A 24,970-nucleotide genomic window follows, 5' to 3' on the forward strand; every position below is an offset into this window, starting at 1 on the left:
GGCCCGGCCACCGCCCGGCCAGAGAAGAGAGCGGGATGACGACATGACCGGCGACGAACTACCGGCGACCGCCTGGGGCCCATCGGGCATCTCCCGGGGCGCGGCCGACCGGCAGCGGCTGGACGCCTCGTTCGACCTGATGGCGGCGGTCCTGAACGGGACCGCCCTGCCCGGCCTGCTGAAGCTCGTGACCGAGCGGGCCCGCTCCATGGCCGGCGTCCCCCTGGCGTTCATCGCCCTGCCCGCCGAAGAGGCCCACACCCTGCGGATCGACATCGCGGTCGGCGTCGGCAGCGACCGGATACGCGGGCTGACGGTCCGGCGCGGGCGGTCGATGCTCGGCCGGGCGTTCAACTCCCGCCGGGCCCTGTCGGCGCGGATCGTCACCGACCAGACGCTCAGCGCCCTGCCGGCCGGGCCGATCCTGATCCTGCCGCTGGACAACGGCGAGGGCACCCGCGGTGTCCTCGCCGTCCTCGGACGGCCGAACGCCGAGCCCTTCAGCCCCTCCACCGCCCGCCAACTGCTGCTGTTCGCCGACACCGCCGCCCGCCTGGTCCAGCTCTCCGAGGACCGCCGCACCATCGCCTCGCCGGACGAGGCGTCCGCACGCATCATCGCCCTCCGGCCCCCACCCACACGCATCTGACACGGTCCGCACACCTCCGTCCGGCGCGTCCGGACGGGGGTTGTCCTCGGTCCTCGTGTGGCCGGGTGCTGCCGGGGTACGGCCTGCCTCCTCCCCTTGATTCGCGGAGGAGGTCCCGTGGCCGAGCAGACCGACAGGGAAGGCGCCTGGGCGCAGAGGGCCGAGGGCGAGCTGCCCACGCGCAGGAGCCGGGAGGAGATCGAGCGGCGCCTGGCCCACGGGTTGCAGGGCGCCCCCACGATCAAGGACCGGACCATCTCGACCTTCGCCAGGGGCGAGATCCCGCATTTCGCCGGCGAGACCGGAACCTTCCTGAAATGCCCCTACGTCGACGACGTCCACGCCGTGGGCGACGCCGAGGTGGCCGTGTTCGGCGTGCCGCTGGACGCCGGCGCGACCTACCGTCCGGGCACCCGGTTCGGGCCGCAGGGCATCCGCCGCTGCACCGGCCTGTTCGGCACCTACAGCTACGAACTCGGCGTGGACCTGCGCGAGCAGCTCAACATGGTCGACATCGGTGACGTGTTCACCATCCCCGGCAACCTGGAGAAATCCTTCGACCAGATCAGCCAGGCGATGTCGCACGTGGTGTCGCAGGGCGCCTTCCCGGTCGTCCTGGGAGGCGATCACTCGATCGGCTTCCCCACCATCCGCGGCCTGGCGCCGCGCATGGACGGCAACGTCGGCATCATCCACTTCGACCGGCACGTGGACACCCAGGAGACCGACCTCGACGAACGCATGCACACCACCCCCTGGTTCCACGCCACCAACATCAAGAACGCCCCGGCCACCAACCTCGTCCAGATCGGGATCGGCGGCTGGCAGTCGCCGCGGGCCGGCGTCAAGGTGGGCCGGGAGCGGGGTACCACGATCATCACGGTGGGCGACGTCGAGCGCGTCGGCGTGGAGAAGGTCGCCGAGACGGCCCTGGAGATCGCCTGGAAGGACGCCGACGCCGTCTACCTCTCCTTCGACATCGACGTGATCGATGCCGGGTTCGTGCCCGGCACCGGCTGGCCGGAGCCCGGCGGCCTGCTGCCCCGCGAGGCGCTCAACCTGGTCCGGCTGGTCTCCGAACCCGGCCTGGCCGGGATCGAGATCGTGGAGTGCTCGCCGCCCTACGACTGGGCGGAGACGACATGCCTGATGAGCAGCCGCGTCATCCTCGACAGCCTCGCCGTGCAGGTGCGGGCCGGCAAGCTGGGCCGCAAGCCGTCCACCTCGGGCCGGACCGCGTGGGGCCCCTACCCCTCGTGATCACCTCGCCGCGCGCACCCGGACGGTGGCGCGGTGACGGGGGCGGGAGTCATCGGAAAGGGTCGGTGGAGCCGCTCGGCCACGATGGCGGTGGGAGCTCGGTCGCCGGTGGACGGGGAAGGCGGTACCTGCCGCCGGTCGGGCGCGCGTCGCCGGGCCCGGCCGTGCCCGGCGTGTTCACCGCCGGCGCGTACCCGTGATCACCGCCTTCCCCGGATGCCGGGACGTCCTCGGCCGCCTCGCCGGCGGCGGCGCCCCGGGAGCGCAGCAGCGCGGCGAGCGCGGTGGTGATCGGGACCGCGGCGATCAGCCCGAGGGTGCCGGCGACGCTGCGGACGATCTCGGTGGCCAGCGCCGGCCCCGCCAGCACCTCTCCCAGCGGCTGGCTGCCGATGCTCAGCAGGAGCAGCAGCGGCAGGGACGCCCCGGCGTAGGCCAGGACCACCGTGTTGATCACCGAGGCGATGTGCGCACGGCCGATCCGGGCCGCCGCCCGGTACAGCTGGGCGAACCGGTAGGCGGGGTTGGCGCGCGCGAGTTCGGTGACGGTGGCGGCCTGGGTGACGGTGACATCGTCCAATACGCCCAGCGCACCGATGATGATGCTGGCCAGGAGCAGGCCCTGGCTGTTGACGCTGTGGCTGAGGTCCAGGTTCAGCGATGCCTCGTCGGTGATCCCCGACAGGTGCGTCAGGTTGATCGACACCGTGGCCAGCACCCCGGTCAGGGTGAGGCTGGCGATGGTGCCGATCACCGCGATCGAGGTCGCCATGGTGAACCCGTGCGTCAGGTACAGCACCGTCAGCATGATCGCCGCCGCGCACACCACGGCCGCCAGCAGCGGCGGCCGCCCGGCCAGGATCGCCGGGATCAGGAACTGCAGCAGCAGTACGAACGTGACCGCCAGGCCCAGCAGCGCGGTCAGCCCCCGCAACCGCCCGAACGCGACCACCGCCAGCGCGAAGGCCGCCCCGACCAGCCACAACGGGGTGGACCGGTCGTGGTCGGACAACTGGTAGGGACTCACCTCGGGCATCCCGGATTCCTCGGGGGCCGCAGCGGCGTCGGGTGTGTGCAGCAGCACCACCTTCTGCCCGGCGGTGAACACCGCGGAGCCCGGCCCGCTGGGCAGTTCGGTGCGCACGACCCGGCCGCTGCCGGCACCCGAGGTCAGCTCCACCCGGGCGGTGCCGCACCGGCGCGGATCGGTGGGCGGAGCGTCCGAGGCCGGCTCGCCCGGCGGCGCCGCCCGCACCGGCTCGGGGCACGGCTTGAGGTCGACGCCGACGATCGTGCCGGTCACCTTCGTCAACCCCGACCCCGCGGCGGCGGGCGCCGGGGGCTTGTCCGGCCACATCCACAGCACCGCCGCCAGCGTCACCACCGCGACCGGGACGATGACCGCCAGAACCGCGATCCGCACCGGCCGCGAAGCCCTGGCCGCCCCGCCGTGAGCGTGGCCGCCGTGCCCGTGATTGCCGCCCATCCCTGGCCGCTCCTTACCGTTGTTCGCCGTACTGCGCACTGGTCCGGTCCGCTGAGACGGGCACCACCGCGACGCTCACCGGCGGTTGCTGGGACACAGGGCCGTGGGCGGATACCAGTGCCGGGACCTTACTCGAAACGAGGGTTTCCCCCGGCCCAAGCGATGCGCGACCCGCGCCTGCTGCCCGATGGAGTGACGGGAGGTGGGGAAGATTCACTCATAATCGCGCAAGGTCAGTCACAAAAGCTCATGCGGAGGCGGCGAAGGTCATCGACCGGGCAGACCGTGATCGGCCGGGGCGGGGTCGGCGGCGGCCGGGTCAGCCGGCCGCGCGCAGGCGGCGGGCGGCCTCCTCGGGCAGCACGTCGTTGATGAACGCGCCCGCGCCCGTCTCGCTCGCCGCGAGGTACTTGAGCCTGCCCTCCGCCCGGCGCGGCGTGAAGATCCTGAAGGACAGGTGCGCCAGGTCGGCGTCCCTGCCCGCCGGGGCCTGCTGCAGGTGGGCGATGTAGGGGGCGGGCGCGTCGAAGAGCCGGTCGAAGCGGCGCAGGACGTCCCGGTACAGCACCATCAGCTCCAGACGCTCGCCGGGATCCAGTTCGGGGAGCCCGGTGACGTGCCGGTACGGGTAGATATGCACCTCGTACGGCCAGCGCGCCGCCTCGGGGACGAACGCGACGAAGCGGTCCGAGCGGGCGACGACCCGTTCCCCGGCCCGCTCGGCGGCCACGATGCCGCAGAACAGGCAGGAGCCCCGCTCGGCCCGGTGGCGCCGCGCCGTCTCCAGCGCGCGCGCCGCGCTCGCCGGGACGAACGGGTAGGCGTAGATCTGGCCGTGCGGGTGGTGCAGCGTCGTGCCGATCTCGACGCCGCGGTTCTCGAAGACGAACACGTACTCGGTGCCGGGGCGGCGGTTCAGCTCGGCGGTCCGGTCCGTCCAGGCGCGGGCGACCGTCTCCAGCCGCCGGTCCGGCAGGCGCGCGAAGGACGCCCCGTGGTCGCTGGTGAAGCAGACGACCTCGCAGCGGCCGCCGGCGGGCGGGCCGCCGAGGGACGGGAACCGGTTCTCGAACGTGACGACGTGGTAGTCGGCGGCGGGTATCTCGCTGTGCCGCCCGCCCGCCGACGGGCAGAGTGGGCATTCGCTCTGCGCGGGCAGGTGCGTGCGGTCCTGCCGGTGCGCCGCCATGACGACCCACTCCCCCGTCACCGGGTCGAGCCGCAGCTCCGAGCTCGGCCGGTGCGGGGGGAGCGGGCGCAGGTCGGGCGCGGACCGGTCGTGGCCGGGCTCGTCGTCGAAGTAGATGAGTTCCCGCGAGTCGGCCAGCCGGACCGGCGTGCGGAGGGAGCTGAGGGTGTCCAGGACATCGTCTCCGGTGTCGAAATCGGTCATACGGCCCGCCACGGGCGGCCCGTGCAGCGCTGGACGGCGCCGGCGGCCGCGATGAGCCGCGCCTCGGACGCAGCGGCCCCGGGCGCAGCGGACTCGGGCGCGGCGGACTCGGGCGCGGCGGACTCGGGCGCGGCGGACTCCCGCGGCGGCACGGGATCGAGCGACGGCACGGGATCGAGCGACGGCACGGGATCGAGCGACGGCACGGGATCGGGCGGTGACACGGGCTGCTCCCGGCGGGATCTCCGGTGGGCGGCGGGCGGCCCCGGGGTAAGTGGGTCTGCGCGCCCGCCGCCCGGTCGGGGGGCGGAACGGATCAGTCGGCGGCCAGGAGGCGTACGGCCTTCGGAGACCCGCCGGCGCCGGGATGCTTGACCATGATCGAGACCCTTCCGCGAACCAGGCTGGTGGTCGTTATTCAGCCACCTTCGATCAGATCCTGTCAATACCGCTCACATAACGACAGGTTCGCATCAGAACGTCACCCGCGGGCCTAGGCGTCGTCGCGGACGGAGGCGACCCAGACGTCGACGCCCGCGTTCTCGAACTCCCCCAGCTCCGGCTTCGGCGCCTGCGCGTCGGTCACGAGGAACGCGATCTCGTCGGCGGGCACCGTCTGGAACATCGTGTCGACGCCGACCTTCGTGTGGTCCACCAGCGCGACCACCTCCTGGGCGGCGTGCGCCAGGGCCCGGTCGACGCCCGCGACCAGCATGTTCGGCGTGGACAGGCCGCGTTCGGCGGTGAGCCCGTTGCCCGAGATGAACGCCCGGCGCACGCGGAGGCTGGCCAGCGTCTGCTCGGCGGCGCCGCCGACCAGCGCGTGGATGGCGCCCCGCAGCGAGCCGCCCGTCATCACGACCTCGACACCGCGCGCCTCGGCGAGCACCTGGGCGACGAGCAGCGAGTTGGTGACCACCGTGAGCGAGTCGAAGCCGGTGAGCTCGCGGGCCAGCTCCCGGGTGGTCGTGCCCGCGCCGACCACGATCGCGTCGCCCTCCTCGACCAGCTCGACGGCGAGCCGCGCGATCGCGGTCTTCTCCGCCGCCGCGACCTGGGCCTTCTGCTGGTAGGTCGGCTCCCGGGACAGCCCGCCGGGCGCGACCGCGCCGCCGTGCCGGCGGTCGAGCAGGCCCTCGGCCTCCAGCGCCCGGATGTCGCGGCGCACGGTCGCCTCGGACGCCTCCAGCGAGGCCGCGAGAGCGCGCATGGAGACCGCGCCGTTCGCGTGGACCATCTCCAGCAGCCGCTGGCGCCGCTCGGCCGCGAACCCCGGACGACGTGGCATGCGGGCCCTTCCCGGAACGTTCCGACACTGACGCTGGCCTCCCGATGATGCCAGACCACGCCGTCACGGTCGGCGCGCCGGGGAACCGCCGGGCAACCGCCGTGGACGCGGCGGGCATCCCGCCGCCTAAAATGAGCCGTTCTCCAACCCCTTGTGGCAACGACCGACAAACGGAGACCCGGTGTCCCTTCGGTGGCTCACCGCGATGGCGGTGGCGCTGCTCGCGCTCGCCGTCCTCGCGGGCTGCGGGGGCGGCGGCGCACCGCCGCCGCAGCGGGCCCGGTTGGACGTCACCGTGCTGGACGACGGGGGCGCCGAGGTCGACCTGCAGGCGGCGGGGCGGCTCCCGTCGGACGCCGGGGTGCGGGCCCTGGCCGGGCTCATCGCCCGGGAACTGTTCCCGGCCGCGAGAGCAGTGCGCGTCAGCACCCGGAAAGGGCGCGGTTTCCCCTTTGCCCGAGCCGAGGTCGACCGCGCCTACCGGACGGGCCGCAAAGCGTCATTGCGGATCGACGCGTCCGGGGCCCTGCACCGGCTCACCGCGCGGGGCTTCGAGGACACGACGCTGAGGCTGCACCTCCCGCCGGTCCCGGCCACGGTCCGGACGCCGGCCGCCGCCCCGGCCGGGAAGCGCGTCTGGCGGCTGCGCGAGGGCGGCCCCGCGCCCGTCGTCGCGGTCGAGATGAGGCCGCGCCCGGCCCGCTGGTGCGGGGCGATGGCGCTGCCCGTGCTCGGCGCGCTCGGCGTCGCGCTCGGGTTCTTCGCGCGGCGCCGCGCGCTGGCGCTGCCGGCGGCCGCGGCCGCCGTCGCCGCCGCGGTCCTCGCGGTCGTCCTCGCGGCGGGCCGGCAGGGCGCCAACCTCGGTGTCGCGGGGCTGCTCGACGGGACGGCGCTGGAGGTCGCGTCGGTCCTCCCGCTGACGGCCGTGCCGCTCGGACTGCCGGCGGCGATGCTGCTCGGGACCGTGCTCGTCCGGGGGCTGGCCGGCCCGAAGACCGCCGACGGCACGGAGGCGCGGCCGCGGGACACCGGCGTGTTCTGGTGACGCCCGCTCGGCGGGACACCGGCGCGGACCCAGGGTCGACAGATCGTAAACTGAGGGTCATGTCCGGCGACCGCCCCTCGTGCACCTGCGTGATCTGCCGCGACTACGGCGACCGCGACCGCCTGGACAACTTCCAGCTCCGCACGATCGTGCACATCACCCAGTACGGGTGGAGCGTCGTCCTCGTGCAGCCGGACGCCGACGGGCCCGGCTGGGCGTACACGATCGGCCTGTGGCACAGCCACCGGGCGCCCGAGCTGGCGATGTTCGGCGGCGACGTGTACGAGACCGAGGAGATCCTCAACGTGCTCGGCCGGCGGACCGCTGAGGGCGGCGGCCCGGCCGGCGGCGAGCGCCGCGACGGCGTCGTCCGGGGGCAGCAGGCCGCGTTCCGCGACGTCGACCCGCACTGGCTCGACGGGCTGTTCGCGGGCGCGGTGGCGTTCTACCGGCGTCCTCCGCTGCCGGTCCTCCAGGTCGTCTGGCCCAACAGGAACGGCCTGTTCCCCTGGCAGCCGGGCACCGACCTGGAGTTCCGGCACGCCCAGCCATGGCTGTGGCTCGACCCGAAGCAGCATCCGGCCGGCCTGTGGACACGGCGGTCCGAGAACGGGCGCCGCTGACGGGGCGGGGCATACGATCGGCGGGTGTACGGGCCGATCGCGGAGACCATCCGCACCCAGCGCCTCGTCCTGGAGCCGCTGGCGGTCCACCACGCGGACGAGATGGCGCCCGTGCTGGACGATCCGCGCCTGCACGACTACATCGGCGGCGAGCCCCTCACCCGTGCCGAGCTGCGCGCCCGCTACGCGCACCTGGTCGCGGGCCCGGCCCCCTTCCACCAGGAGTACTGGCTGAACTGGATCGTCCGCCGCGCCCGGGACGGGCAGGCCGTCGGCTACGTCCAGGCGACGGTCACGCCCGCGGCCCCCGGCTTCGCCGTGGCCCCGCCGTCGGCCGGGTCGACGGTCACGCCGGGGCCGCCGCGCACCATCGCCTCCGTCGCCTGGGTCGTCGGCATGCCCTACCAGGGGTTCGGCTTCGCGACGGAGGCCGCCCGCGCCCTGCTGACCTGGCTCGGCGCGCACGGCGTCGGGTCCGTCGTCGCGACCGTCCACCCGGACAACCGGGCGTCCGCCGCCGTCGCCGGCAAGCTCGGCCTGTACCCCACCCGGGAGACCAGCGACGACGAGATCGTCTGGCGATCACCACCCGGCGGCTGACCGGCGCCCTCGGCGCCCTGCCCGGCGCCCTGTCCGGCGGCATCGCGGCCTCGGGCCGGGCGGCCGACCCGCTGTGACACTCTGGTACCGGATCGTGGCGAGCGCGGAAGGCGGGAGTAGGCCAGAATCAACGGGGAACGCGCTGCACGGCGGGAGAAGCGGCCGGGAGGGGAGAGCATGCGGGAGGTGTGGCCCGGGGACCCCTATCCGCTGGGCGCCACCTGGGACGGCACGGGCACGAACTTCGCCCTGTTCTCCGAGGTGGCGCGGCGGGTCGAGCTGTGCCTGTTCGACGCCGACGGGACCGAGACCCGGCGCGACCTGCCGGAGGTCGACGGGTTCGTCTGGCACGGCTACCTGCCCGGCATCGGCCCCGGCCAGCGGTACGGGTACCGGGTGCACGGGCCGTTCAGCCCGCGCGACGGGCACCGCTGCAACCCGTCCAAGCTGCTGCTCGACCCGTACGGCAAGGCCGTGGCGGGCGGCGTCCGCTGGCACGAGTCGCTGTTCTCCTACCGGTTCGACGACCCCGACGCGCTGAACGAGGACGACAGCGCCGCCCACATGCCGAAGAACGTCGTCATCAACCCGTTCTTCGACTGGGCGGACGACCGGCCGCCGCGCGTCCCCTACCACGAGAGCGTCATCTACGAGGCGCACGTGAAGGGCCTGACGAAGCTGCACCCGGGCATCCCGGAGGAGCAGCGCGGCACGTACGCGGGGCTCGCGCACCCGGTGATGATCGACCACCTGGTCGACCTCGGCGTGACGGCCGTGGAGCTCATGCCGGTGCACCAGTCGATCCCCGAGCACGCGCTGGTGGCGCGGGGCCTGGACAACTACTGGGGCTACAACACCATCGGGTTCTTCGCGCCGCACAACTCCTACAGCTCGTCCGGGCAGTACGGGGAGCAGGTGCTGGAGTTCAAGGCGATGGTCCGCGCCCTGCACGAGGCGGGCATCGAGGTCATCCTGGACGTCGTCTACAACCACACCGCCGAGGGCGACCACCTGGGCCCGACGCTGTCGTTCCGCGGCATCGACAACGCGTCCTACTACCGGCTGCGCGACGACGACAAGCGCTACCACCTCGACTACACCGGCTGCGGCAACTCGCTGAACGTCCGCAACCCGCACGCGCTGCAGCTCATCATGGACTCGCTGCGCTACTGGATCCTGGAGATGCACGTCGACGGGTTCCGGTTCGACCTCGCCTCGGCGCTGGCCCGGGAGCTGCACGACGTCGACCGGCTCGCCGCGTTCTTCGACCTCGTCCAGCAGGACCCGGTGGTCTCGCAGGTGAAGCTGATCGCCGAGCCGTGGGACGTCGGCGAGGGCGGCTACCAGGTCGGCAACTTCCCGCCGCTGTGGACGGAGTGGAACGGCAAGTACCGCGACACGGTCCGCGACTTCTGGCGCGGGTCGTACGCGACCATGCCGGAGTTCGCGTCCCGCCTCACCGGCTCGTCCGACCTGTACGAGCACAGCGCGCGGCGGCCGTTCGCGTCCATCAACTTCGTGACCTGCCACGACGGGTTCACGCTCACCGACCTCGTGTCCTATGACCACAAGCACAACGAGGCCAACGGCGAGGACAACCGGGACGGCACCGACGACAACCGCTCCTGGAACTGCGGGGTGGAGGGCCCGACCGGCGACCCGGCCGTCCTGGCCCTGCGCGCCCGGCAGCGCCGCAACTTCCTCGCGACGCTGTTCCTGTCGCAGGGCGTGCCGATGCTCTCCCACGGCGACGAGCTGGGCCGCACGCAGCAGGGCAACAACAACGCCTACTGCCAGGACAACGAGATCGCCTGGGTCCGCTGGGAGGACCCGGGCGACATGGAGTTCGTCCGGATCCTGTCGCGCCTGCGGCACGACCACCCGGTGTTCCGGCGCCGCCGCTTCTTCACCGGGCGGGGCAGCGGAGCCGCCGCCGACATCGCCTGGCTCACCCCGGCCGGCGACAGCATGACCGACCAGGACTGGAACGTCGGGTTCGCCAAGTCCCTCGGCGTGTTCCTCAACGGCGACGCCATCACCGAACCGGACCCGCGCGGCCGCCGCGTCCGCGACGACTCGTTCCTCCTGCTGGTCAACGCCGGTTCTGGGCCGGTCGAGTTCACCCTCCCCGGCCCCGAGTACGGGGAGCGCTGGGAGTACACCCTCGACACCGCCGAACACGACTCCTTCGGCGACCGTCCGCGCCTCAAGGCGCGCGACACCGTCCCGCTGACCGACCGCGCCCTGCTGGTCCTGCGAAGGCTCCCCTAGGACGTGTTCAGGCGCGGGTGACCTGGATGGCCGTCAGGAACACCAGCACGACCGTCGTGACCGCCACCGCGCCGTGCACGGCGACCGCCGCGGCGGGGAACGCCTGTTCCGCGCCGCGGGCGTGCCGGCCGCCGCGGCCCACCAGCCAGCGGGTGAACAGCATGAAGCCCTGCAGGACGACGACCAGCAGGGCGATGAACGCCGCCCACGCGCAGGCGGCGTTCCCGGTGACCAGGTAGGCGATCCAGACGGCGAGGCCCGCCACGGCCGCGAGCGGGTGCCCCACCACGACCAGGATCGGGAACCGCGTCACCTTCGTCGAGCGCCCCCCGTTCAGGATCCAGATGACCAGCAGGTAGCCGCCCGCCACGGCGGCGAGGATCCACGCGCACAGCGCCGCGTACTCCACCCCCCGCTCCCTTCTGTGCGCCTATGCTCCCCGTCCCCGAGGGCAAGTGTGGCCTCCGGACGCTCCCGCCATGACGGATTCGTACAGATTGGTGCACAGCCTGTTATCGGGCTAGGCGCGCAGGCGGTAGCGGACGAACAGCACGCCCTCGTCGATGTAGAGGGCGGCCGGTTCGAGCGGCACCTCGGTCTCCAGGCCGTCCAGGAGGCGCGTGTGGCGGGGGCCTCCGAGGAGGGTCGGGGCGATGTTGAGGCACAGCTCGTCGACGAGGGACGCCCGGATCAGCGCGGTCGCCAGGGCGGGCCCGCCTTCGCAGAGGAGATGCTCGTAGCCGAGGTCCTCGCGCAGCGTCCTGACGGCGGCGGGGAGGTCGACGTCGTCTTCGCCCTCCGCGACGACCCGGATGTGGCCCGGGGCCCTCTCCCTGCTGTTTCGCGACGTCACCACGATGGTGGGCGTCTCGGCCTCGGTGAACAGCGGGAGCGTCCAGTCGAGGTCGAGGGAGCGGCTCACCACGACCGTCGGGGCGGGCGGTCTCCCCCGGCGCGCCCGCAGATCGCGGCGCAGGCGGGCGGGGCCGAGGCGTCCGGTGCGGACGGTGCCGGCGCCTACGAGGATGGCGTCGGTCAGTGCGCGCAGGGTCCGGAAGACGCGGAAGTCGGCGTCGCCGCCGAGGCCGTCCGTCCAGCCGTCGGCGTCGGTGGCCGAACCGTCCACGCTCATGACCATGCCGAGGCGCAGTCCGGGCTGGTCTCCGTACGCCTCGTAAGGGTCGGCGCACGGGTCGTCGCCGGCGGCGGGTTCGGGCAGCAGACGGCGCATGACCTGCACGTTATCGAACCCCGGGATGGTGTTCTGTCGGTGGCGGGTAGCAAGATGGCGGGATGGACCTGCCGATCAGCCCGCCGCTGCCGCCGATGCTGGCCAAGGCGGTCAAGACCATGCCCAGGGGCGACCTGCTGTACGAGCCGAAGTGGGACGGCTTCCGCTGCATCGTGTTCCGCGACGGCGACGAGGTGGAGCTGTCCAGCCGCGGGAAGAAGCCGCTCACCCGCTACTTCCCCGAGGTGGTCGAGGCGGTGCGGCGCGAGCTGCCGGAGCGGTGCGTGGTCGACGGCGAGATCGTGCTGCCGAAGGGGACGCGCCTCGACTTCGACGGCCTCCAGCAGCGCATCCACCCGGCCGCGTCGCGGATCAAGCTGCTGTCGGAGGAGACGCCCGCGTCGTTCGTGGCGTTCGACCTGCTGGCGGTCGGCGGCGAGTCGCTGCTGGAGGTGCCGCTCGGCGAGCGGCGGCGGCGGCTCGTCGACACCCTGGCCGGGGTGAGGGCGCCGATCCACGTGACGCCGGCGTCCGACTCCTACGAGCTCGCGCTGCGCTGGTTCGACGAGTTCGAGGGCGCCGGGCTGGACGGCGTCATCGCCAAGCCGCGCGACACCGTGTACGAGCCCGACAAGCGGGTGCTGTTCAAGGTCAAGCACGAGCGCACGGCCGACTGCGTGGTGGCGGGCTTCCGCTGGCACAAGTCGGGCCCCATCGTGGGGTCGCTGCTGCTCGGGCTCTACAACTCCGAGGGCAAGCTCCAGCATGTCGGCGTCGCGGCCTCGTTCACGATGGAGCGCCGCGCCGAGCTGGTGGAGGAGCTGCAGCCGTACCGGCTGGAGGAACTCTCCGAGCATCCGTGGGCCGAGTGGGCGAGCCAGAGCGAGGCGACCGCCGACCGGATGCCGGGCGCGGTATCCCGCTGGACGGGCAAGAAGGACCTCAGCTGGGTGCCGCTGCGTCCCGACCTGGTCGTGGAGGTGGCGTACGAGGCGATGGAGGGCGCCCGCTTCCGGCACACCGCCCGCTTCCGCAACTGGCGTCCCGACCGGACGCCGGAGTCCTGCACCTACGAGCAGCTGGAGGTGCCCGTGGCCTATGACCTGGGCGACATCTTCGGCGGCGGGGCGACGAAGCCGCGGGTCGACCGCTGAGGCACCACCGCTGAGGCACCGGGGCCGGGCGCGGCGGCGTGCCGCGACCGGCCCCGGCGGTCTCGGGTGGGTCAGGGCTGGGTCTCGTTGTCGATGGTCTGCTGGATCAGGTCGCGCTCCGACTGCGCCGACATCTTCGCCCGCGCGTACGGGCGCAGATAGGTCTGGTTGACGCCGGGGACGCGGTCCTCGATGACGAACGTGGCCTTGGTGGAGATCTCGGCGCCCGGCGTCCGGACGGTGGGCAGCGTCTTGAAGTCGGCCTTCAGCTCGTCCTTGCCGATCCTCGTCAGCACGTAGCCCCGCTGGTTGTTGTAGAAGCGCAGGTGCGGGTTGATCGTGAGGAAGGGGTGGTCGGCCGGGTTGGAGTCCGCGCCGTCACCGGTGCTGGTGATGGACGTGCACACCAGTTCCGCCCCGACGGTCCTGGAGCCGGGGTCGTCGTAGTCGGCCTTCAGGTCGCTCGCCCAGTGGGCGTGGACGTCGCCGGTGAGCACGACCGGGTTGCGGACCCCGGCGTCCAGCCAGCCCTTGGTGATGCGGTCGCGGGAGGCGGCGTAGCCGTCCCAGGCGTCCATCGAGGTCTTCTTGACGGGGCCGTCGGTGTTGTCGCGCTGGGCGAAGAACACCTGCTGGCCGAGGACGTCCCAGCGGGCGCGGGAGCGGCGGAAGCCGTCCAGCAGCCATGCCTCCTGCGCGTCGCCGGTGATGGAGCGCTTCGGGTCGGCGGCCTCGGGGCAGTCCTTGTAGCCGTCGCCGCAGCCCTGGTCGTCGCGGAACTGCCGCGTGTCGAGCATGTGGAAGCCGGCGAGCCGGCCCCACTGGACGCGCCGGTAGATCTGGATGTCCGGCCCCTTCGGGACGGAGCGCCGGCGCAGCGGCATGTTCTCGTAGTACGCCTGGAACGCGGCGGCGCGGCGGGCGCGGAACGCCTCGTAGGACGGGGTGTCGGAGTTGGCCTCGGGGATGTCGTCGGCCCAGTTGTTCTCCACCTCGTGGTCGTCGAACACGACGAGCCACGGCGCGGCCTCGTGCGCGGCCTGGAGGTCGTGGTCGGACTTGTACTGGGCGTGCCGGAGCCGGTAGTCCGCCAGCGTGACCGTCTCGGGGCCCTCGTGGTCGCGGACGTTGCCGCCGGGGGTGTTGTAGACGCCCTTCTTGTACTCGTACTGGTAGTCGCCCAGGTGCAGGACGAGGTCGGGGTTCTCTTCGGCGAGCCGCCGGTACGCCGTGAAGTAGCCGTGCTCGAACTGGCTGCAGGAGACGAACGCCATCGCGAGGTCGGGGCCGTAGGTGGCCGGGTGCGGGGCGGTGCGGGTCCGTCCGACCGGGGAGATGTGGGTGCCGGTGCGGAACCGGTACCAGTACTCGCGGCCGGGGCGCAGCCCGTTCAGCTCGATGTGGACGGAGTGGGCGGACTCGGGGCGGGCGGCGGCGGTGCCGCGCCGCACGACCCGGCGGAAGCGGTCGTCGGACGCGACCTCCCAGCGGACGGGAACGGTGCGGGCCGGCATGCCGCCGAGACCGTCCTCGGCAAGGGGGTTCAGGGCCAGCCTGGTCCAGAGGACGAACCCGTCCGGATCGGGGTCGCCGGACGCGACGCCGAGGGTGAACGGGTCGCCGGGCAGGTCGCGGGACTTCTGGCCCGGAGCGGCGTGTGCTCCAGCGTGGGCGGTGCCCGGCAGGACGGTGGTGGCGGCGACGGTGGCGGTGGCGAGACCGCTCGTGACGAGGAACGTGCGCCGGTTCAGCGGGTGGACGGAGTCGGCCATGAGGGAGCGACCTTTCGGAGGATCCGGCATTGATCGCCGGACAGCCTCACGAAGATCGGTGACCGATGGGCACCGCGCGGATGACGTCCGCCGCAACAGAGACGATCTTTTGGGCGGCGCTAGAAGATCATGCAGGGCGGCGGGAAGGATGCTAGGCTAGCCAACTTAGAAGTTGCGCACAGAAAACCTAATCCTATAAATAGGAGTGTAGCCGAAGCATGGGACTCCGTCAAGCGGACGCTGTCAACCCCGACCGCGAAGATTCCACGCCGATGCGCACCGAGCAGGCGCACGTGTCCCGCGTGTACGCCCGGCTCGACGCCGAGCGGGCGAAGGCCGAGGCCGCGCTGCGCGAGGGTCCGGCGGCGGGCGGCGGCGCCGCGTTCCAGGCGCGGGTGGAGAGCGCCGTCGCGACCGACGAGGCCGCCCGCCGGCTCGCCCGGCTCGGCGGTGTCGAGCACGCCCTGTGCTTCGGCCGGATCGACCACCGCGCCGACGCCGGCGGGCCCGGCGACACCTTCTACGTCGGCCGCATCGGCCTGCGCGACGAGGACCGCGAACCCATCCTGATCGACTGGCGCGCCGCCGCGGCCCGGCCGTTCTACACCGCCACGCCCGGCGCGCCCGGCACCCTCGCGCGCCGCCGCCACCTGCACCTGCGGCACCGCGAGGTCGTCCGGCTGGACGACGAGGTCTTCGACCTGGAGGGCCTGGACGAGTCGGAGCGCCGCGGCATCGTCGGCGAGGCCGCCCTGCTCGCCACCCTGCGCCGCGGCCGGACGGGCCGGATGAGCGACGTGGTCGCGACCATCCAGGAGGAGCAGGACCAGGTCATCCGCTCCGGCCTGCACGGTGTGCTCGTCGTCCAGGGAGGTCCCGGCACCGGCAAGACGGTCGCCGCCCTGCACCGCGCCGCGTACCTGCTCTACACGCACCGGGACGTCCTCGAACGGCGCGGAGTGCTCGTCGTCGGCCCGAACGCCACGTTCCTCCGCTACATCGAGCAGGTCCTTCCCGGCCTGGGCGAGACCGACGTCGCCCTGGCGACCGTCGGCGAGCTCTACCCGGGGCTCAAGGCGACCGCGCGGGAGACACCCGAGGTCGCCGTCATCAAGGGCGACATCCGCATGGCCGACCTCGTGCAGGCGGCCATCCGCGAACGGCAGCAGGTGCCCTCGGACGGCCTCCACATCGACGTGGAGGGTCTCAGCCTCACCGTCGACGGCGAGCAGTGCGCACAGATCCGCGATCGTGCCCGCGCTCTGCGCCTCCCCCACAACGTCCAGCGGCGCCGCTTCGTCCACGACATGCTCGAAGCCCTCGCCGTCAACCGGGCCGAGCAGTACGACCGCATCATGGACGAGCCCCTGGAGGAGATGGCGAAATCCGGCGGGCTCCCCGACTGGCTCCAGGAACTCATCGACGAGGCCGAGGACGAACCCCTCCTGGACGAAGCCGACCTCCGCCTGGCCAAGGAGGCGCTCTGGCAGGACCCGGCCGTCCACAAGGCCCTCAATGAACTCTGGCCCGAGCTTGCCCCGCAGCAGCTCCTGACCGACCTCTACGCCTCCCCCGACGCCCTCGCCCGCCTCGGCGCCCGGGCCGGCCTCGACTGCGCGCCCCTGCACCGTCCGCCCGGCTCCCCCTGGACGGTCTCCGACGTCCCGCTCCTCGACGAGGCCGCCGAGCACCTGGGCACCGACGACTCCGCCGACCGGGCCCGGCGGCGCGCCGCCGACGCGGCCCGCGCCGAGGAGGAGCGCTACGCCCGCGAGGTCATCGAGTCCGCGGGCACCACGAACCTGCTCTCCGCCCGCGACGTGATCTCCGCGGGCGAGCTGGCCGAACGCCACCACGACGGCGGCCCGTCCCGCACCACCGCGCAGCGCGCCCTCGCCGACCGCGAATGGGTGTACGGCCACGTGATCGTGGACGAGGCGCAGGAACTCTCCGAGATGGCCTGGCGGGCGGTGATGCGCCGCGTCCCCACCCGCTCCCTGACCGTCGTCGGCGACATCGCGCAGACCGGCAACGCCGCGGGCGCCGCCACCTGGGGCCAGATGCTCGACCGCTACGTCCCGGGCCGCTGGCGGGAGCAGCGCCTGCTGGTCAACTACCGCACGCCGGCCGCCATCATGCGGGTCGCCGCCGGTGTCCTCGCCGCCGTCGACCCGGGCCAGACACCGCCCGAGCCCGTCCGCGACGACGGCCCGCCGCCCACCGCGGTGGCCCTACCGGTGGCCGAGCTCCCGGCGCTCGTCCGATCCGAGCTCGCCCTCGTCACCGACGACGTCGCCGCCGAGGGCCGCCTCGCCGTCATCGCCTCCGGGGCCCGCCACGCCGCCGTCCTGGACGCCCTCCCGGACGCCGCCGCCGGCGCGACCCCCGAGGCGCTCGACTCCCCGGTCGTCGTCCTCACCACCGAGGAGGCCAAGGGCCTGGAGTTCGACGCGGTCATCGTCGTGGACCCGTCCGGCATCCTGGCCGAATCCCCCAAGGGCGGCCAGGACCTCTACGTCGCCCTGACCCGCCCCACCCGCCGCCTGACGATCGTCCACGACAACGACCTTCCACCCCTCCTAGCCTCCCTGGAGTAGGGCGGCGAGGGTCTGGGTGAGTTCGGTTTTGATGATGGCGCCGCCGGCGGCGGGGTCGCCGGCGCGGACGGCCTCGATGAGGGCGGCGTGGGCGGCGCGGCCGTGGGCGGTGTCGGACGTGCGGACGTCCACCAGGGTCACGAGGTCGAGCAGGCCGTCGCGCAGGACGGGGACGAACTCGCCGAACAGGTCGGCGAGGACCGGGTTGTGCGCGGCGGCGACGACGGCCGTGTGCAGGGCGATGTCGGCGTCGATGAACGCCTCGACGGCCGGGCCGGCGAAGGCGGCGTCGCGGGCGGCCAGGGCCGCGTCGAGGGCGGCGAGGTCGGCGTCCGTGCGGCGCTCGGCGGCCAGTTCGGCGGCGCGGACCTCCAGCATCATCCGCATCTCGTAGACGTCGGCGACCGAGGCGCGGCGGAGCCGGGCGGGCCAGTCCCCGTCCGGTTCCGTCGCGATGACGAACACGCCGGCGCCCTGGCGGGCCCGGACGAGGCCGGCGCCGGCCAGGGCGCGCAGCGCCTCGCGGACCGTCGACCGGCCCACGCCCAGGTCGCGGGCCAGGGTCGTCTCGCCGGGGAGCCTCGTCCCGACCGGCCAGGATCCGTCCGCGATCCGGTCGCGCAGTCGCCGGGCGGCCTGCTCGACGAGCGGGCTGGGCCGCAGCGGGCCGAGCGGAGCCGGTCCGCTGGGCGGTGGGCGACCGGCGGACGGGCCGAGGGGCATGCGGGCTCCTTCACGATGGGCGGACGGTCAGGCTACCCCCCACTCAGGTTGTCTGAGGAGCTGAGGTGTGGTTGGGTGGCGGTCATGTCGTGGCGGGTGCTGCTCCTCGGTCGCCGCGGCGGGGCCTGATCCGGACCGGCACCCCGCCGCGGGGTCCGGTGCTGCCGGTCTTCCGGCGATGCTGAGGACAAGGCCCCATGAACTTCCCGACTCTGCGCACCCCGTCCGGCCCGGTGGCCGGGCCCTCCTGGAACCCGCAGCGCGGCAGCTCGATGCCGTTCCACCGGTACCGGTCGGTCCACGACCGTGTTCCGTCGCCCGTCCCCGTGATCGAGCGCACCTGGCCGTCGCGGCGGATCGAGGCGGCGCCGCTGTGGGTGCCCGTCGACCTGCGGGACGGCAACCAGGCACTGGCCGAACCCATGGACACCGCGCGCAAGCGCCGCATGTTCGACCTCTTCGCGGCGATGGGCTTCAAGGAGATCGAGGTCGGCTACCCGTCGGCCAGCCGGACCGACTTCGACTTCGTCCGGCACCTGGCGGTGACCGGTCTACCGGACGATGTGACGCCCGTCGTGTTCACCCCGGCGCGGCGCGAGCTGATCGAGCGGACGTTCGCGTCGATCGAAGGGCTGCCCAGAGCAGTCGTCCACCTCTACACGGCGACGGGCCCCGTCTGGCGGGACGTCGTGCTCGGCTCCGACCGCGCCGGCGTGAAGCGGCTGATCATGGACGGGGCGGCCGACGTGGCACGGCTCGCCCGGCCGGGCGTGCGGTTCGAGTTCTCGCCCGAGACGTTCAACTTCACCGAGCCCGACTACGCGCTGGAGGTGTGCGACGCGGTCACCGGGCTGTGGGACGCCTCCCCCGACCGGCCGGTGATCCTGAACCTCCCGGTGACCGTGGAGATCGCCACGCCGAACGTGTACGCCGACCAGATCGAGTACATGCACCGGCACCTGGCCCGGCGGGACGCGGTGATCCTCTCCGTCCACCCGCACAACGACCGCGGGACGGGCGTCGCCTGCGCCGAGCTGGCGGTGCTGGCGGGCGCGCAGCGGGTCGAGGGGTGCCTGTTCGGCAACGGCGAGCGGACCGGCAACGTCGACCTCGTCACGCTGGCGCTGAACCTGCACGCGCAGGGCGTCGACCCGATGATTGACTTCTCCGACATCGATGAGATCCGCCGGACGGTCGAGCACTGCAACCGGCTGCCCGTCCACGAGCGGCACCCGTACGGCGGCGACCTCGTCTACACGGCGTTCTCCGGGACGCACCAGGACGCGATCGGCAAGGGCATGGCCCTGCACACCCGCCGCGCGCGGGAGTCGGGGACGCCGCCGGAGCAGTCGCCGTGGGACGTCCCGTACCTGCCGATCGACCCCGCCGACGTCGGGCGCGGCTACGAGGCGGTCATCCGGGTCAACAGCCAGTCCGGCAAGGGCGGGATCTCCTACCTGCTGCGCACCGGGTACGGGCTCGAACTGCCGCGCCGCCTGCAGATCGAGTTCTCGCAGGTGGTGCAGCGGGCGACGGACGGCAGCGGCGAGGAGGTCACGGCGGCCGAACTGTGGGACCTGTTCCGCGCCGAGTACCTCCGGCCGTCCGGCCCGGTCTCCGTGACCGGCTGGCGGACGTCCAGCACGGGCCCGGCGCGGCACGACTTCACCGGCGTCATCCGGGTGGACGGCGACGGGCGCGAGCACACCGGGACGGGCAACGGCCCCATCGACGCGCTCGCCGCCGCCCTGTCGTCGGCCGGGATCAAGGTGGACGTCCTTCAGTTCGCGGAGCACGCCACCGAGACGGGCCCCGACGCGATGGCCGTCGCCTACGCGGAATGCCGCGTCGACGGGGTGACGTCGTGGGGCGCGGGCCGTGACACGTCCGTGCTGACCGCCTCGGTGGAGGCGGTCCTGGCCGCGGTGAACCGCGCGAAGCGCTAGTCGCGGCGGGCGAGCGAGCGCGGCCGGGGCCGCGTGCCAGCGCCGTGCAAGGGCAGGAGGTGACCAAATCCGGGCCGAGTTCGTCGTACGGTGCCCTTTACCGGGCGCCGGGGGGCGAGGAGCGTGTGCCTCCGTAGAGATCATTTTCTCAGCTCCCCCGGAGGTGCGGGTTGGCCAGGCGATCCCTGAGACGAACCCGGCGGACGATGACGGTGGCCGTGCTGACCGGCGCCGCGCTCGCCGGCGCGGGCGGCGGGGCGACCGCGCTCGCCCTGCCGTCCCCCACGATCGTGGTGAAGGACGGCGTGACCCAGCCGGTCTTCTCCTACAAGGACGCGATCCGTGAGCACGTCTACGTCGAGTCGAGCGTCGACAGCGACCGGGACGGCAGGAAGGACCGCGTCAACGTCGACATCATCCGGCCGAAGGAGACCGAGCACGGCCTCAAGGTCCCGGTGATCATGGACGAGAGCCCGTACTACGACAACGCCGGGCGCGGCAACGAGGGCGAGCTCAAGACCTACGACGCGAACGGGAACCCGGTGAAGTTCCCGCTGTACTACGACAACTACTTCGTCCCGCGCGGGTACGCGTTCCTCGCCGTGGACATGGTCGGGACGACCCGCTCCGACGGCTGCCCGGTCAGCGGCGGGCCCAGCGACGTCCTCGGCGGCAAGGCCGTGGTCGACTGGCTCAACGGCCGGGCGAAGGCGTTCAAGCCGGACGGCACGCCGGTGCGGGCCACCTGGACGACCGGCCGCACCGGCATGATCGGCAAGTCCTACGACGGGACGCTCGCCAACGGCGTCGCCGCGACCGGCGTCAAGGGCCTGGAGACGATCGTCCCGATTTCGGCGATCAGCAGCTGGTACGACTACAGCCGCATGAACGGCGTCAAGTACACCGACGACGAGCAGCCGTGGCTCGCCTCCTACGTCGACACCGACCCGCCGGAGAAGTGCGCGGCCGTCAACGCCGGTCTGGACGAGGGCGAGGACGACGCCAGCGGCAACTACAACGCGTACTGGAAGACCACCGACTACCGGGACGGGACGATCGCCCGCGCCTCCCGCGTCCGCGCGAGCATCTTCGCGTCCCACGGCGTCAACGACCTGAACGTGAAGGACGACCACTTCGCGGAATGGTGGAACGCGCTCGCGCGGCGCGGCGTCCAGCGCAAGGTGTGGCTGTCGCAGCGCGGCCACGTCGACCCGTTCGACGTCCGCCGCGACGCGTGGGTGGACACCCTGCACCGCTGGTTCGACCACGAGTTGCAGAAGATCCCCAACGGCATCATGCGGGAGCCGCGCGCCGACATCGAGATCGGCCCCGACCAGTGGATCACCCAGCGCGACTGGCCGGCCCGCGACGCCCGCGACATCGTGCTGCGCCCCGGCGCGGACGGCACGCTCGGCCTGCGGCGCGCCGCCCGCGGCAGCACCGCCGCCTTCACCGACGCGCCCGGACCGCGCGGCCTCGGCTACTCGGAGAGCGCGATGGTCGCCGACCCGACGGCCTCGCAGCCGTACCGGGCGGCCTTCGTCTCCGGCCCGCTCCCCCGCACCGGGCGCCTCTCCGGTACCCCCGACGCCCGCCTGAGGATCAAGCTCGACAAGCCCACGTCCAACCTGACCGCCCTGCTCGTCGACTACGGCGAGGACACCCGCGTCGACTACCTGGGCGCCGGCGCCGGCATCCGCACCCTCAGCACCGAGGACTGCCACGGTGAGAGCACTCCGGCCGACGACGCCTGCTACAAGCAGACGGAGGTCACCACGGTCACCTCGCCGGTGAACGTGGTCGCCCGCGGCTGGCTGGACGCCCAGAACGCCCGCTCGCTGAGCCACCCGAGGCCCCTGGAGCCGGGCCGCTACTACACGGTGAGCTGGGAGACGCTCAGCCAGGAGTACCTGCTGAAGAAGGGCCACCGCCTGGCCCTCGTCCTCGCCGGCACCGACGCCGACTACAACTACGAGCAGGCCACCGGCGCCCAGGTGACGGTGGACCTGCGCGGCTCCTCGATCACCATCCCGGTCGTGGCCGCCGCGGACGACCCGGCCGCCATGATCGCCCCGCCCCAGCGCGCCACCCCGTGGCGCGGCCCCGCGGAGGTGACCCTCCCCGTCCAGGAACGCGAGCTCTACTAGCGGAGAAGGCGGGCCCGCCGCCCACCCGGGCGGCGGGCCTCGGCCTCCTCAGGGCCCGGTCAGTGGTTGTCGGTGTTCTTGCTGGGCTGGACGCGTTTGGGCTCGCCGGGCATCTTCGGATAGTTCGGCGGATACGGCATGTCGCCGAGGCCGTGGTCGTTCTCGTCGCGGTCGGCCATGTCGAGCAGGGCGTCCAGGGAGAAGGACGCGTCGTCGATGGACGCGTGCAGGTCGCCCAATTCGGCGAAGCGGGCGGGCATCGTGGCGATGGTGAAGTCGCGCGGGTCGACGTCGGGCAGCTCGTCCCAGGTCACAGGCGCGGAGACGGGGGCGTGCGGCGCCGGGCGGACGCTGTAGGCCGAGGCGATGGTGCGGTCGCGCGCGTTCTGGTTGAAGTCGATGAAGATCTGCTCGCCGCGCTCCTCCTTCCACCACTTCGTGGTGACTTCGGCCGGGTTGCGGCGTTCGACCTCGCGAGCGAAGGCCAGCGCGGCGCGGCGGACCTCGGTGAACGTCCAGCGGGGCTCGATGCGCACGTAGATGTGCACGCCCGCCTTGCCGGACGTCTTGACGTACCCCGTGTAACCCAGCTCGGACAGCAGGTCACTGGCCGGGCCGAGCGCCACGCGGACGGCGTCGGAGAAGTCGGTGCCGGGCTGCGGGTCGAAGTCGATGCGCAGCTCGTCCGGATGGTCGACGTCGCCCCTGCGGACGGGCCACGGGTGGAAGGTCAGCGTGCCGAGGTTCGCGGCCCAGGCGATCACCGCGGGCTCGGTCGGGCAGACCTCGTCCGCGGAACGCCCGCTGGGGAACGCGATGCGGGCCGTCTGCACCCACTCGGGCGCGCCCTTCGGGATGCGCTTCTGGTAGAACGCGTCGGACCTGCCCGCGCCCATGCCCGCCTGGCCGCGCGCGTAGTCCTCGCGGGTGGCCATCTTGGCGCCCTCGAAGACCCCGGCGGGCCAGCGCTCCAGGGTCGTCGGACGGTCGCGGGTCGCGCGCAGGATGCCGTCGCCGACGGCCAGGTAGTACTCCACCAGCTGCCGCTTGGTGTAGCCGTGCTCCGGGAAGTAGACCTTGTCGGGATTGGTCACCTTGACGAGGCGATCCCCGACCGGGATCTCGATGAAGGGCGAGGCCATGTACTGCACGTTAACCCACGTGCACGACAGTCCTCCGGAACGTCCGCGCCGGGTATTTTCGGAGGCATGGAGAAGATCCGCAAGAGCGAGGACGAGTGGCGGGCGCAGCTGAGCCCCGAGGAGTTCCGCGTGCTGCGCGAGGCGGGCACGGAGAAGCCGTTCACCGGCGAGTACACCGACGCGAAGACGGTCGGCGTGTACCGGTGCCGCGCCTGCGGGACTGAGCTGTTCCGGTCGGAGACGAAGTTCGAGAGCCACTGCGGCTGGCCGTCGTTCTACGAGCCGTCCGACTCCGACAAGGTCACGCTGATCGAGGACCGCTCCCTCGGCATGGTCCGGACGGAGGCGCGCTGCGCGGTGTGCGACTCCCACCTCGGGCACGTGTTCCACGGAGAGGGCTACAACACCCCGACCGACGACCGGTACTGCATCAACTCGGTCTCCCTGACCCTCGAACCCGCCGAGTAGGCAACCCGCGCACGGCCCCGGGCGTCTTATGGGCGAGGGCATGGCGTCGGGGGCTATATGGACGAGTTCGACCACTACGAGCTGGCTCATCTCTGCGGAGGGCCCGTCCGGGTCGTCCAGACCGCGGTGTTCGCGCTGGCGGAGGCGCGCCGCATCCGGATGTCGCGCGGGACGCACCGGGTCGACGTCGTGCACCGCGAGTCCGACGACCCGGTGCAGGCCGCGGTGCTCGCCGAGATCCCGGACACGGGGCGCCCGCTCGGCCGAGTGATCGAGGCGGCCGCGCGGACCCCGGAGATGGGCGCGATCGTCGCCAGGCTGGCGGAGGCCGGCCTGGTCCGCCCCGGGTCGGGCAGGCTCACCCGCGGCGGCCGGCTGATCCGCCGCGGCCTCGTCCGGGACGGTGCGGGCGAGTCGTCCGCCCTGCACCGCCTCGCGATGATCGGCCCGGCGGGCGTCGAGGACGCGCGGCTGCGGGAGATCCTGGAGAGCGACGATCCGAAGCCGGTCAAGCTCCGCCGCGGGCGGTGGCGTGGCCACCACCTGGAGTCGAGCGGCCTCTCCGACACCCAGTACTCGGGCTACGGGGACGGTGCGGGCGGAGGCGGGGGCTACTAGCGGCGGGGCCGCCCGGGGCGGGGGGTGCTAGCGGGTCTCGCCGACCTCGCAGTCGTCCTTGCCGCTCTGCTTGTTGGCGAGGACGACGCTGCCGTTGTCGTCGCTCTTGCCGTGGACGAAGACGCGGGGCTCGTCGTCTCCGCCGTCCTCCAGGAACTGGGTCGTCCACTCGCAGAGGTCGACGGCGGGCTTGGAGTTCTCGTCGTCCTCGCCCAGGTCGGTGTAGACGCGGACGAACTGCCCGCTGCGGCGGACGTCGGTGACGTGCCCGACGACCTCGCCGTCCGGGTCCATGGTCTTGAGGTACGGCACCGCGTCGGGGATCTCGTCGGGGTCGCCGACGGCGGTCTCGGCCTTCTCGTGCGGGGACGGGGAGGCGGCCGCGCGGGCGGCGGCGGCGCGCGGTGCCGGGGCGGACCCGCCGGTCAGCGTCAGCGCGGCGGCGGTGGCGAGCACCCCCCCCCCCCCGCCCCCGGGGCCGGCCCCCGCCCGCCCGACGCCCCCGGGCGGCCCCACCCCCGATAGGGAGACCACAACACCGACAACCACTCACAAAA

Annotated in this window: 21 protein-coding genes and 1 pseudogene; 12 read left to right on the plus strand and 10 right to left on the minus strand. The window is 73.0% G+C overall.

What is annotated here, in order from left to right:
- Positions 1 to 43: 43 nt before the first annotated feature.
- Both ABZ806_RS22755 and ABZ806_RS22760 read left to right on the plus strand, forming a co-directional pair.
- Positions 44 to 649, plus strand: a complete 606-nt coding sequence (locus ABZ806_RS22755) for a GAF domain-containing protein (RefSeq protein ID WP_500219359.1) — start codon at positions 44 to 46, stop codon at positions 647 to 649.
- Positions 650 to 766: 117 nt separating this feature from the next.
- Positions 767 to 1,909 carry an agmatinase family protein gene (locus ABZ806_RS22760; protein WP_500219360.1) on the plus strand — a complete coding sequence of 381 codons (1,143 nt, stop codon included), beginning with the start codon at positions 767 to 769 and terminating at the stop codon, positions 1,907 to 1,909.
- Between the two features lie 49 nt (positions 1,910 to 1,958).
- Here the strand turns inward: ABZ806_RS22760 and ABZ806_RS22765 are convergent, their stop codons facing one another.
- The 4 genes from ABZ806_RS22765 to ABZ806_RS22780 all read right to left on the minus strand — a co-directional run bounded on the left by ABZ806_RS22765 (position 1,959) and on the right by ABZ806_RS22780 (position 6,076).
- Complete coding sequence (locus tag ABZ806_RS22765; protein ID WP_500219361.1) at positions 1,959 to 3,395, minus strand: YibE/F family protein; 1,437 nt, start codon at positions 3,393 to 3,395, stop codon at positions 1,959 to 1,961.
- 319 nt (positions 3,396 to 3,714) lie between these two features.
- Positions 3,715 to 4,788: a galactose-1-phosphate uridylyltransferase gene (gene galT, locus ABZ806_RS22770; protein ID WP_500219362.1), complete on the minus strand. Its 1,074-nt coding sequence runs from the start codon at positions 4,786 to 4,788 to the stop codon at positions 3,715 to 3,717.
- Complete coding sequence (locus ABZ806_RS22775) at positions 4,785 to 5,012, minus strand: hypothetical protein (RefSeq protein ID WP_500219363.1); 228 nt, start codon at positions 5,010 to 5,012, stop codon at positions 4,785 to 4,787. The genes galT and ABZ806_RS22775 overlap by 4 nt, the downstream gene beginning before the upstream one ends.
- Before the next feature lie 269 nt (positions 5,013 to 5,281).
- The gene (locus ABZ806_RS22780) at positions 5,282 to 6,076 is read right to left on the minus strand and encodes a DeoR/GlpR family DNA-binding transcription regulator (RefSeq protein ID WP_500219364.1); all 795 of its coding nucleotides are present in this window, start codon (positions 6,074 to 6,076) and stop codon (positions 5,282 to 5,284) included.
- A 181-nt stretch (positions 6,077 to 6,257) separates the two neighbouring features.
- Here ABZ806_RS22780 and ABZ806_RS22785 point away from each other — a divergent pair, with 181 nt between their 5' ends.
- From ABZ806_RS22785 to glgX, 4 genes are all read left to right on the plus strand, one after another.
- Positions 6,258 to 7,121 carry a hypothetical protein gene (locus ABZ806_RS22785; RefSeq protein WP_500219365.1) on the plus strand — a complete coding sequence of 288 codons (864 nt, stop codon included), beginning with the start codon at positions 6,258 to 6,260 and terminating at the stop codon, positions 7,119 to 7,121.
- Positions 7,122 to 7,180: 59 nt separating this feature from the next.
- On the plus strand, positions 7,181 to 7,744 hold the full coding sequence (locus ABZ806_RS22790; protein WP_500219366.1) for a DUF4262 domain-containing protein: 564 nt from the start codon (positions 7,181 to 7,183) through the stop codon (positions 7,742 to 7,744).
- A 24-nt stretch (positions 7,745 to 7,768) separates the two neighbouring features.
- Positions 7,769 to 8,344 carry a GNAT family N-acetyltransferase gene (locus ABZ806_RS22795; protein WP_500219367.1) on the plus strand — a complete coding sequence of 192 codons (576 nt, stop codon included), beginning with the start codon at positions 7,769 to 7,771 and terminating at the stop codon, positions 8,342 to 8,344.
- A gap of 177 nt (positions 8,345 to 8,521) precedes the next feature.
- A complete protein-coding gene (glgX, locus tag ABZ806_RS22800) occupies positions 8,522 to 10,615 on the plus strand; it encodes a glycogen debranching protein GlgX (RefSeq protein WP_500219368.1) in 2,094 nt (697 codons plus the stop codon).
- Between the two features lie 7 nt (positions 10,616 to 10,622).
- Here glgX and ABZ806_RS22805 read toward each other — a convergent pair whose 3' ends face one another.
- On the minus strand, positions 10,623 to 11,024 hold the full coding sequence (locus ABZ806_RS22805; RefSeq protein WP_500219369.1) for a hypothetical protein: 402 nt from the start codon (positions 11,022 to 11,024) through the stop codon (positions 10,623 to 10,625).
- Between the two features lie 111 nt (positions 11,025 to 11,135).
- Entirely contained in the window at positions 11,136 to 11,846 is a 711-nt protein-coding gene (locus ABZ806_RS22810; RefSeq protein WP_500219370.1) for a dihydrofolate reductase family protein, read from the minus strand.
- Between the two features lie 62 nt (positions 11,847 to 11,908).
- Here ABZ806_RS22810 and ABZ806_RS22815 point away from each other — a divergent pair, with 62 nt between their 5' ends.
- The gene (locus tag ABZ806_RS22815) at positions 11,909 to 13,000 is read left to right on the plus strand and encodes an ATP-dependent DNA ligase (protein WP_500219371.1); all 1,092 of its coding nucleotides are present in this window, start codon (positions 11,909 to 11,911) and stop codon (positions 12,998 to 13,000) included.
- Positions 13,001 to 13,071: 71 nt separating this feature from the next.
- On the opposite strand, the gene ABZ806_RS22820 is transcribed toward ABZ806_RS22815, so the two are convergent.
- Positions 13,072 to 14,772: an alkaline phosphatase D family protein gene (locus ABZ806_RS22820; protein WP_500219372.1), complete on the minus strand. Its 1,701-nt coding sequence runs from the start codon at positions 14,770 to 14,772 to the stop codon at positions 13,072 to 13,074.
- A 272-nt stretch (positions 14,773 to 15,044) separates the two neighbouring features.
- Between ABZ806_RS22820 and ABZ806_RS22825 the strand changes: the two genes are divergently transcribed.
- Entirely contained in the window at positions 15,045 to 17,369 is a 2,325-nt protein-coding gene (locus tag ABZ806_RS22825; protein WP_500219373.1) for a HelD family protein, read from the plus strand.
- Here the strand turns inward: ABZ806_RS22825 and ABZ806_RS22830 are convergent.
- A complete protein-coding gene (locus ABZ806_RS22830) occupies positions 17,352 to 18,092 on the minus strand; it encodes a FadR/GntR family transcriptional regulator (RefSeq protein ID WP_500219374.1) in 741 nt (246 codons plus the stop codon). The genes ABZ806_RS22825 and ABZ806_RS22830 overlap by 18 nt on opposite strands.
- Positions 18,093 to 18,289: 197 nt before the next feature.
- Between ABZ806_RS22830 and leuA the strand changes: the two genes are divergently transcribed.
- Entirely contained in the window at positions 18,290 to 20,038 is a 1,749-nt protein-coding gene (leuA, locus tag ABZ806_RS22835) for a 2-isopropylmalate synthase (RefSeq protein WP_500219375.1), read from the plus strand.
- Positions 20,039 to 20,244: 206 nt separating this feature from the next.
- Entirely contained in the window at positions 20,245 to 22,185 is a 1,941-nt protein-coding gene (locus ABZ806_RS22840; protein ID WP_500219376.1) for a Xaa-Pro dipeptidyl-peptidase, read from the plus strand.
- A 59-nt stretch (positions 22,186 to 22,244) separates the two neighbouring features.
- Here ABZ806_RS22840 and ABZ806_RS22845 read toward each other — a convergent pair whose 3' ends face one another.
- Positions 22,245 to 23,327, minus strand: a complete 1,083-nt coding sequence (locus tag ABZ806_RS22845) for a DNA polymerase domain-containing protein (RefSeq protein ID WP_500219377.1) — start codon at positions 23,325 to 23,327, stop codon at positions 22,245 to 22,247.
- A 66-nt stretch (positions 23,328 to 23,393) separates the two neighbouring features.
- Between ABZ806_RS22845 and msrB the strand changes: the two genes are divergently transcribed.
- Both msrB and ABZ806_RS22855 read left to right on the plus strand, forming a co-directional pair.
- A complete protein-coding gene (msrB, locus tag ABZ806_RS22850; RefSeq protein ID WP_500219378.1) occupies positions 23,394 to 23,795 on the plus strand; it encodes a peptide-methionine (R)-S-oxide reductase MsrB in 402 nt (133 codons plus the stop codon).
- A gap of 45 nt (positions 23,796 to 23,840) precedes the next feature.
- A pseudogene (locus tag ABZ806_RS22855) lies at positions 23,841 to 24,413 on the plus strand (TIGR04222 domain-containing membrane protein); the annotation flags it as partial.
- 27 nt (positions 24,414 to 24,440) lie between these two features.
- Here ABZ806_RS22855 and ABZ806_RS22860 read toward each other — a convergent pair.
- Entirely contained in the window at positions 24,441 to 24,869 is a 429-nt protein-coding gene (locus tag ABZ806_RS22860) for a hypothetical protein (RefSeq protein WP_500219379.1), read from the minus strand.
- Between the last annotated feature and the right edge of the window lie 101 nt (positions 24,870 to 24,970).

The organism is Spirillospora sp. NPDC047418 (assembly GCF_040643275.1).
Lineage (GTDB): Bacteria > Actinomycetota > Actinomycetes > Streptosporangiales > Streptosporangiaceae > Spirillospora.

Bases quoted from the DNA above. Each gene is read 5' to 3' on its own strand.
- ABZ806_RS22755 (WP_500219359.1), top strand. From the start codon at position 44: ATGACCGGCGACGAACTACCGGCGACCGCCTGGGGCCCATCGGGCATC.
- ABZ806_RS22765 (WP_500219361.1), bottom strand. From the start codon at position 3,395: ATGGGCGGCAATCACGGGCACGGCGGCCACGCTCACGGCGGGGCGGCC.
- galT (WP_500219362.1), bottom strand. From the start codon at position 4,788: ATGACCGATTTCGACACCGGAGACGATGTCCTGGACACCCTCAGCTCC.
- ABZ806_RS22780 (WP_500219364.1), bottom strand. From the start codon at position 6,076: ATGCCACGTCGTCCGGGGTTCGCGGCCGAGCGGCGCCAGCGGCTGCTG.
- ABZ806_RS22790 (WP_500219366.1), top strand. From the start codon at position 7,181: ATGTCCGGCGACCGCCCCTCGTGCACCTGCGTGATCTGCCGCGACTAC.
- glgX (WP_500219368.1), top strand. From the start codon at position 8,522: ATGCGGGAGGTGTGGCCCGGGGACCCCTATCCGCTGGGCGCCACCTGG.
- ABZ806_RS22810 (WP_500219370.1), bottom strand. From the start codon at position 11,846: ATGCGCCGTCTGCTGCCCGAACCCGCCGCCGGCGACGACCCGTGCGCC.
- ABZ806_RS22815 (WP_500219371.1), top strand. From the start codon at position 11,909: ATGGACCTGCCGATCAGCCCGCCGCTGCCGCCGATGCTGGCCAAGGCG.
- ABZ806_RS22820 (WP_500219372.1), bottom strand. From the start codon at position 14,772: ATGGCCGACTCCGTCCACCCGCTGAACCGGCGCACGTTCCTCGTCACG.
- ABZ806_RS22825 (WP_500219373.1), top strand. From the start codon at position 15,045: ATGCGCACCGAGCAGGCGCACGTGTCCCGCGTGTACGCCCGGCTCGAC.
- ABZ806_RS22830 (WP_500219374.1), bottom strand. From the start codon at position 18,092: ATGCCCCTCGGCCCGTCCGCCGGTCGCCCACCGCCCAGCGGACCGGCT.
- leuA (WP_500219375.1), top strand. From the start codon at position 18,290: ATGAACTTCCCGACTCTGCGCACCCCGTCCGGCCCGGTGGCCGGGCCC.
- ABZ806_RS22840 (WP_500219376.1), top strand. From the start codon at position 20,245: ATGACGGTGGCCGTGCTGACCGGCGCCGCGCTCGCCGGCGCGGGCGGC.
- ABZ806_RS22845 (WP_500219377.1), bottom strand. From the start codon at position 23,327: ATGGCCTCGCCCTTCATCGAGATCCCGGTCGGGGATCGCCTCGTCAAG.
- msrB (WP_500219378.1), top strand. From the start codon at position 23,394: ATGGAGAAGATCCGCAAGAGCGAGGACGAGTGGCGGGCGCAGCTGAGC.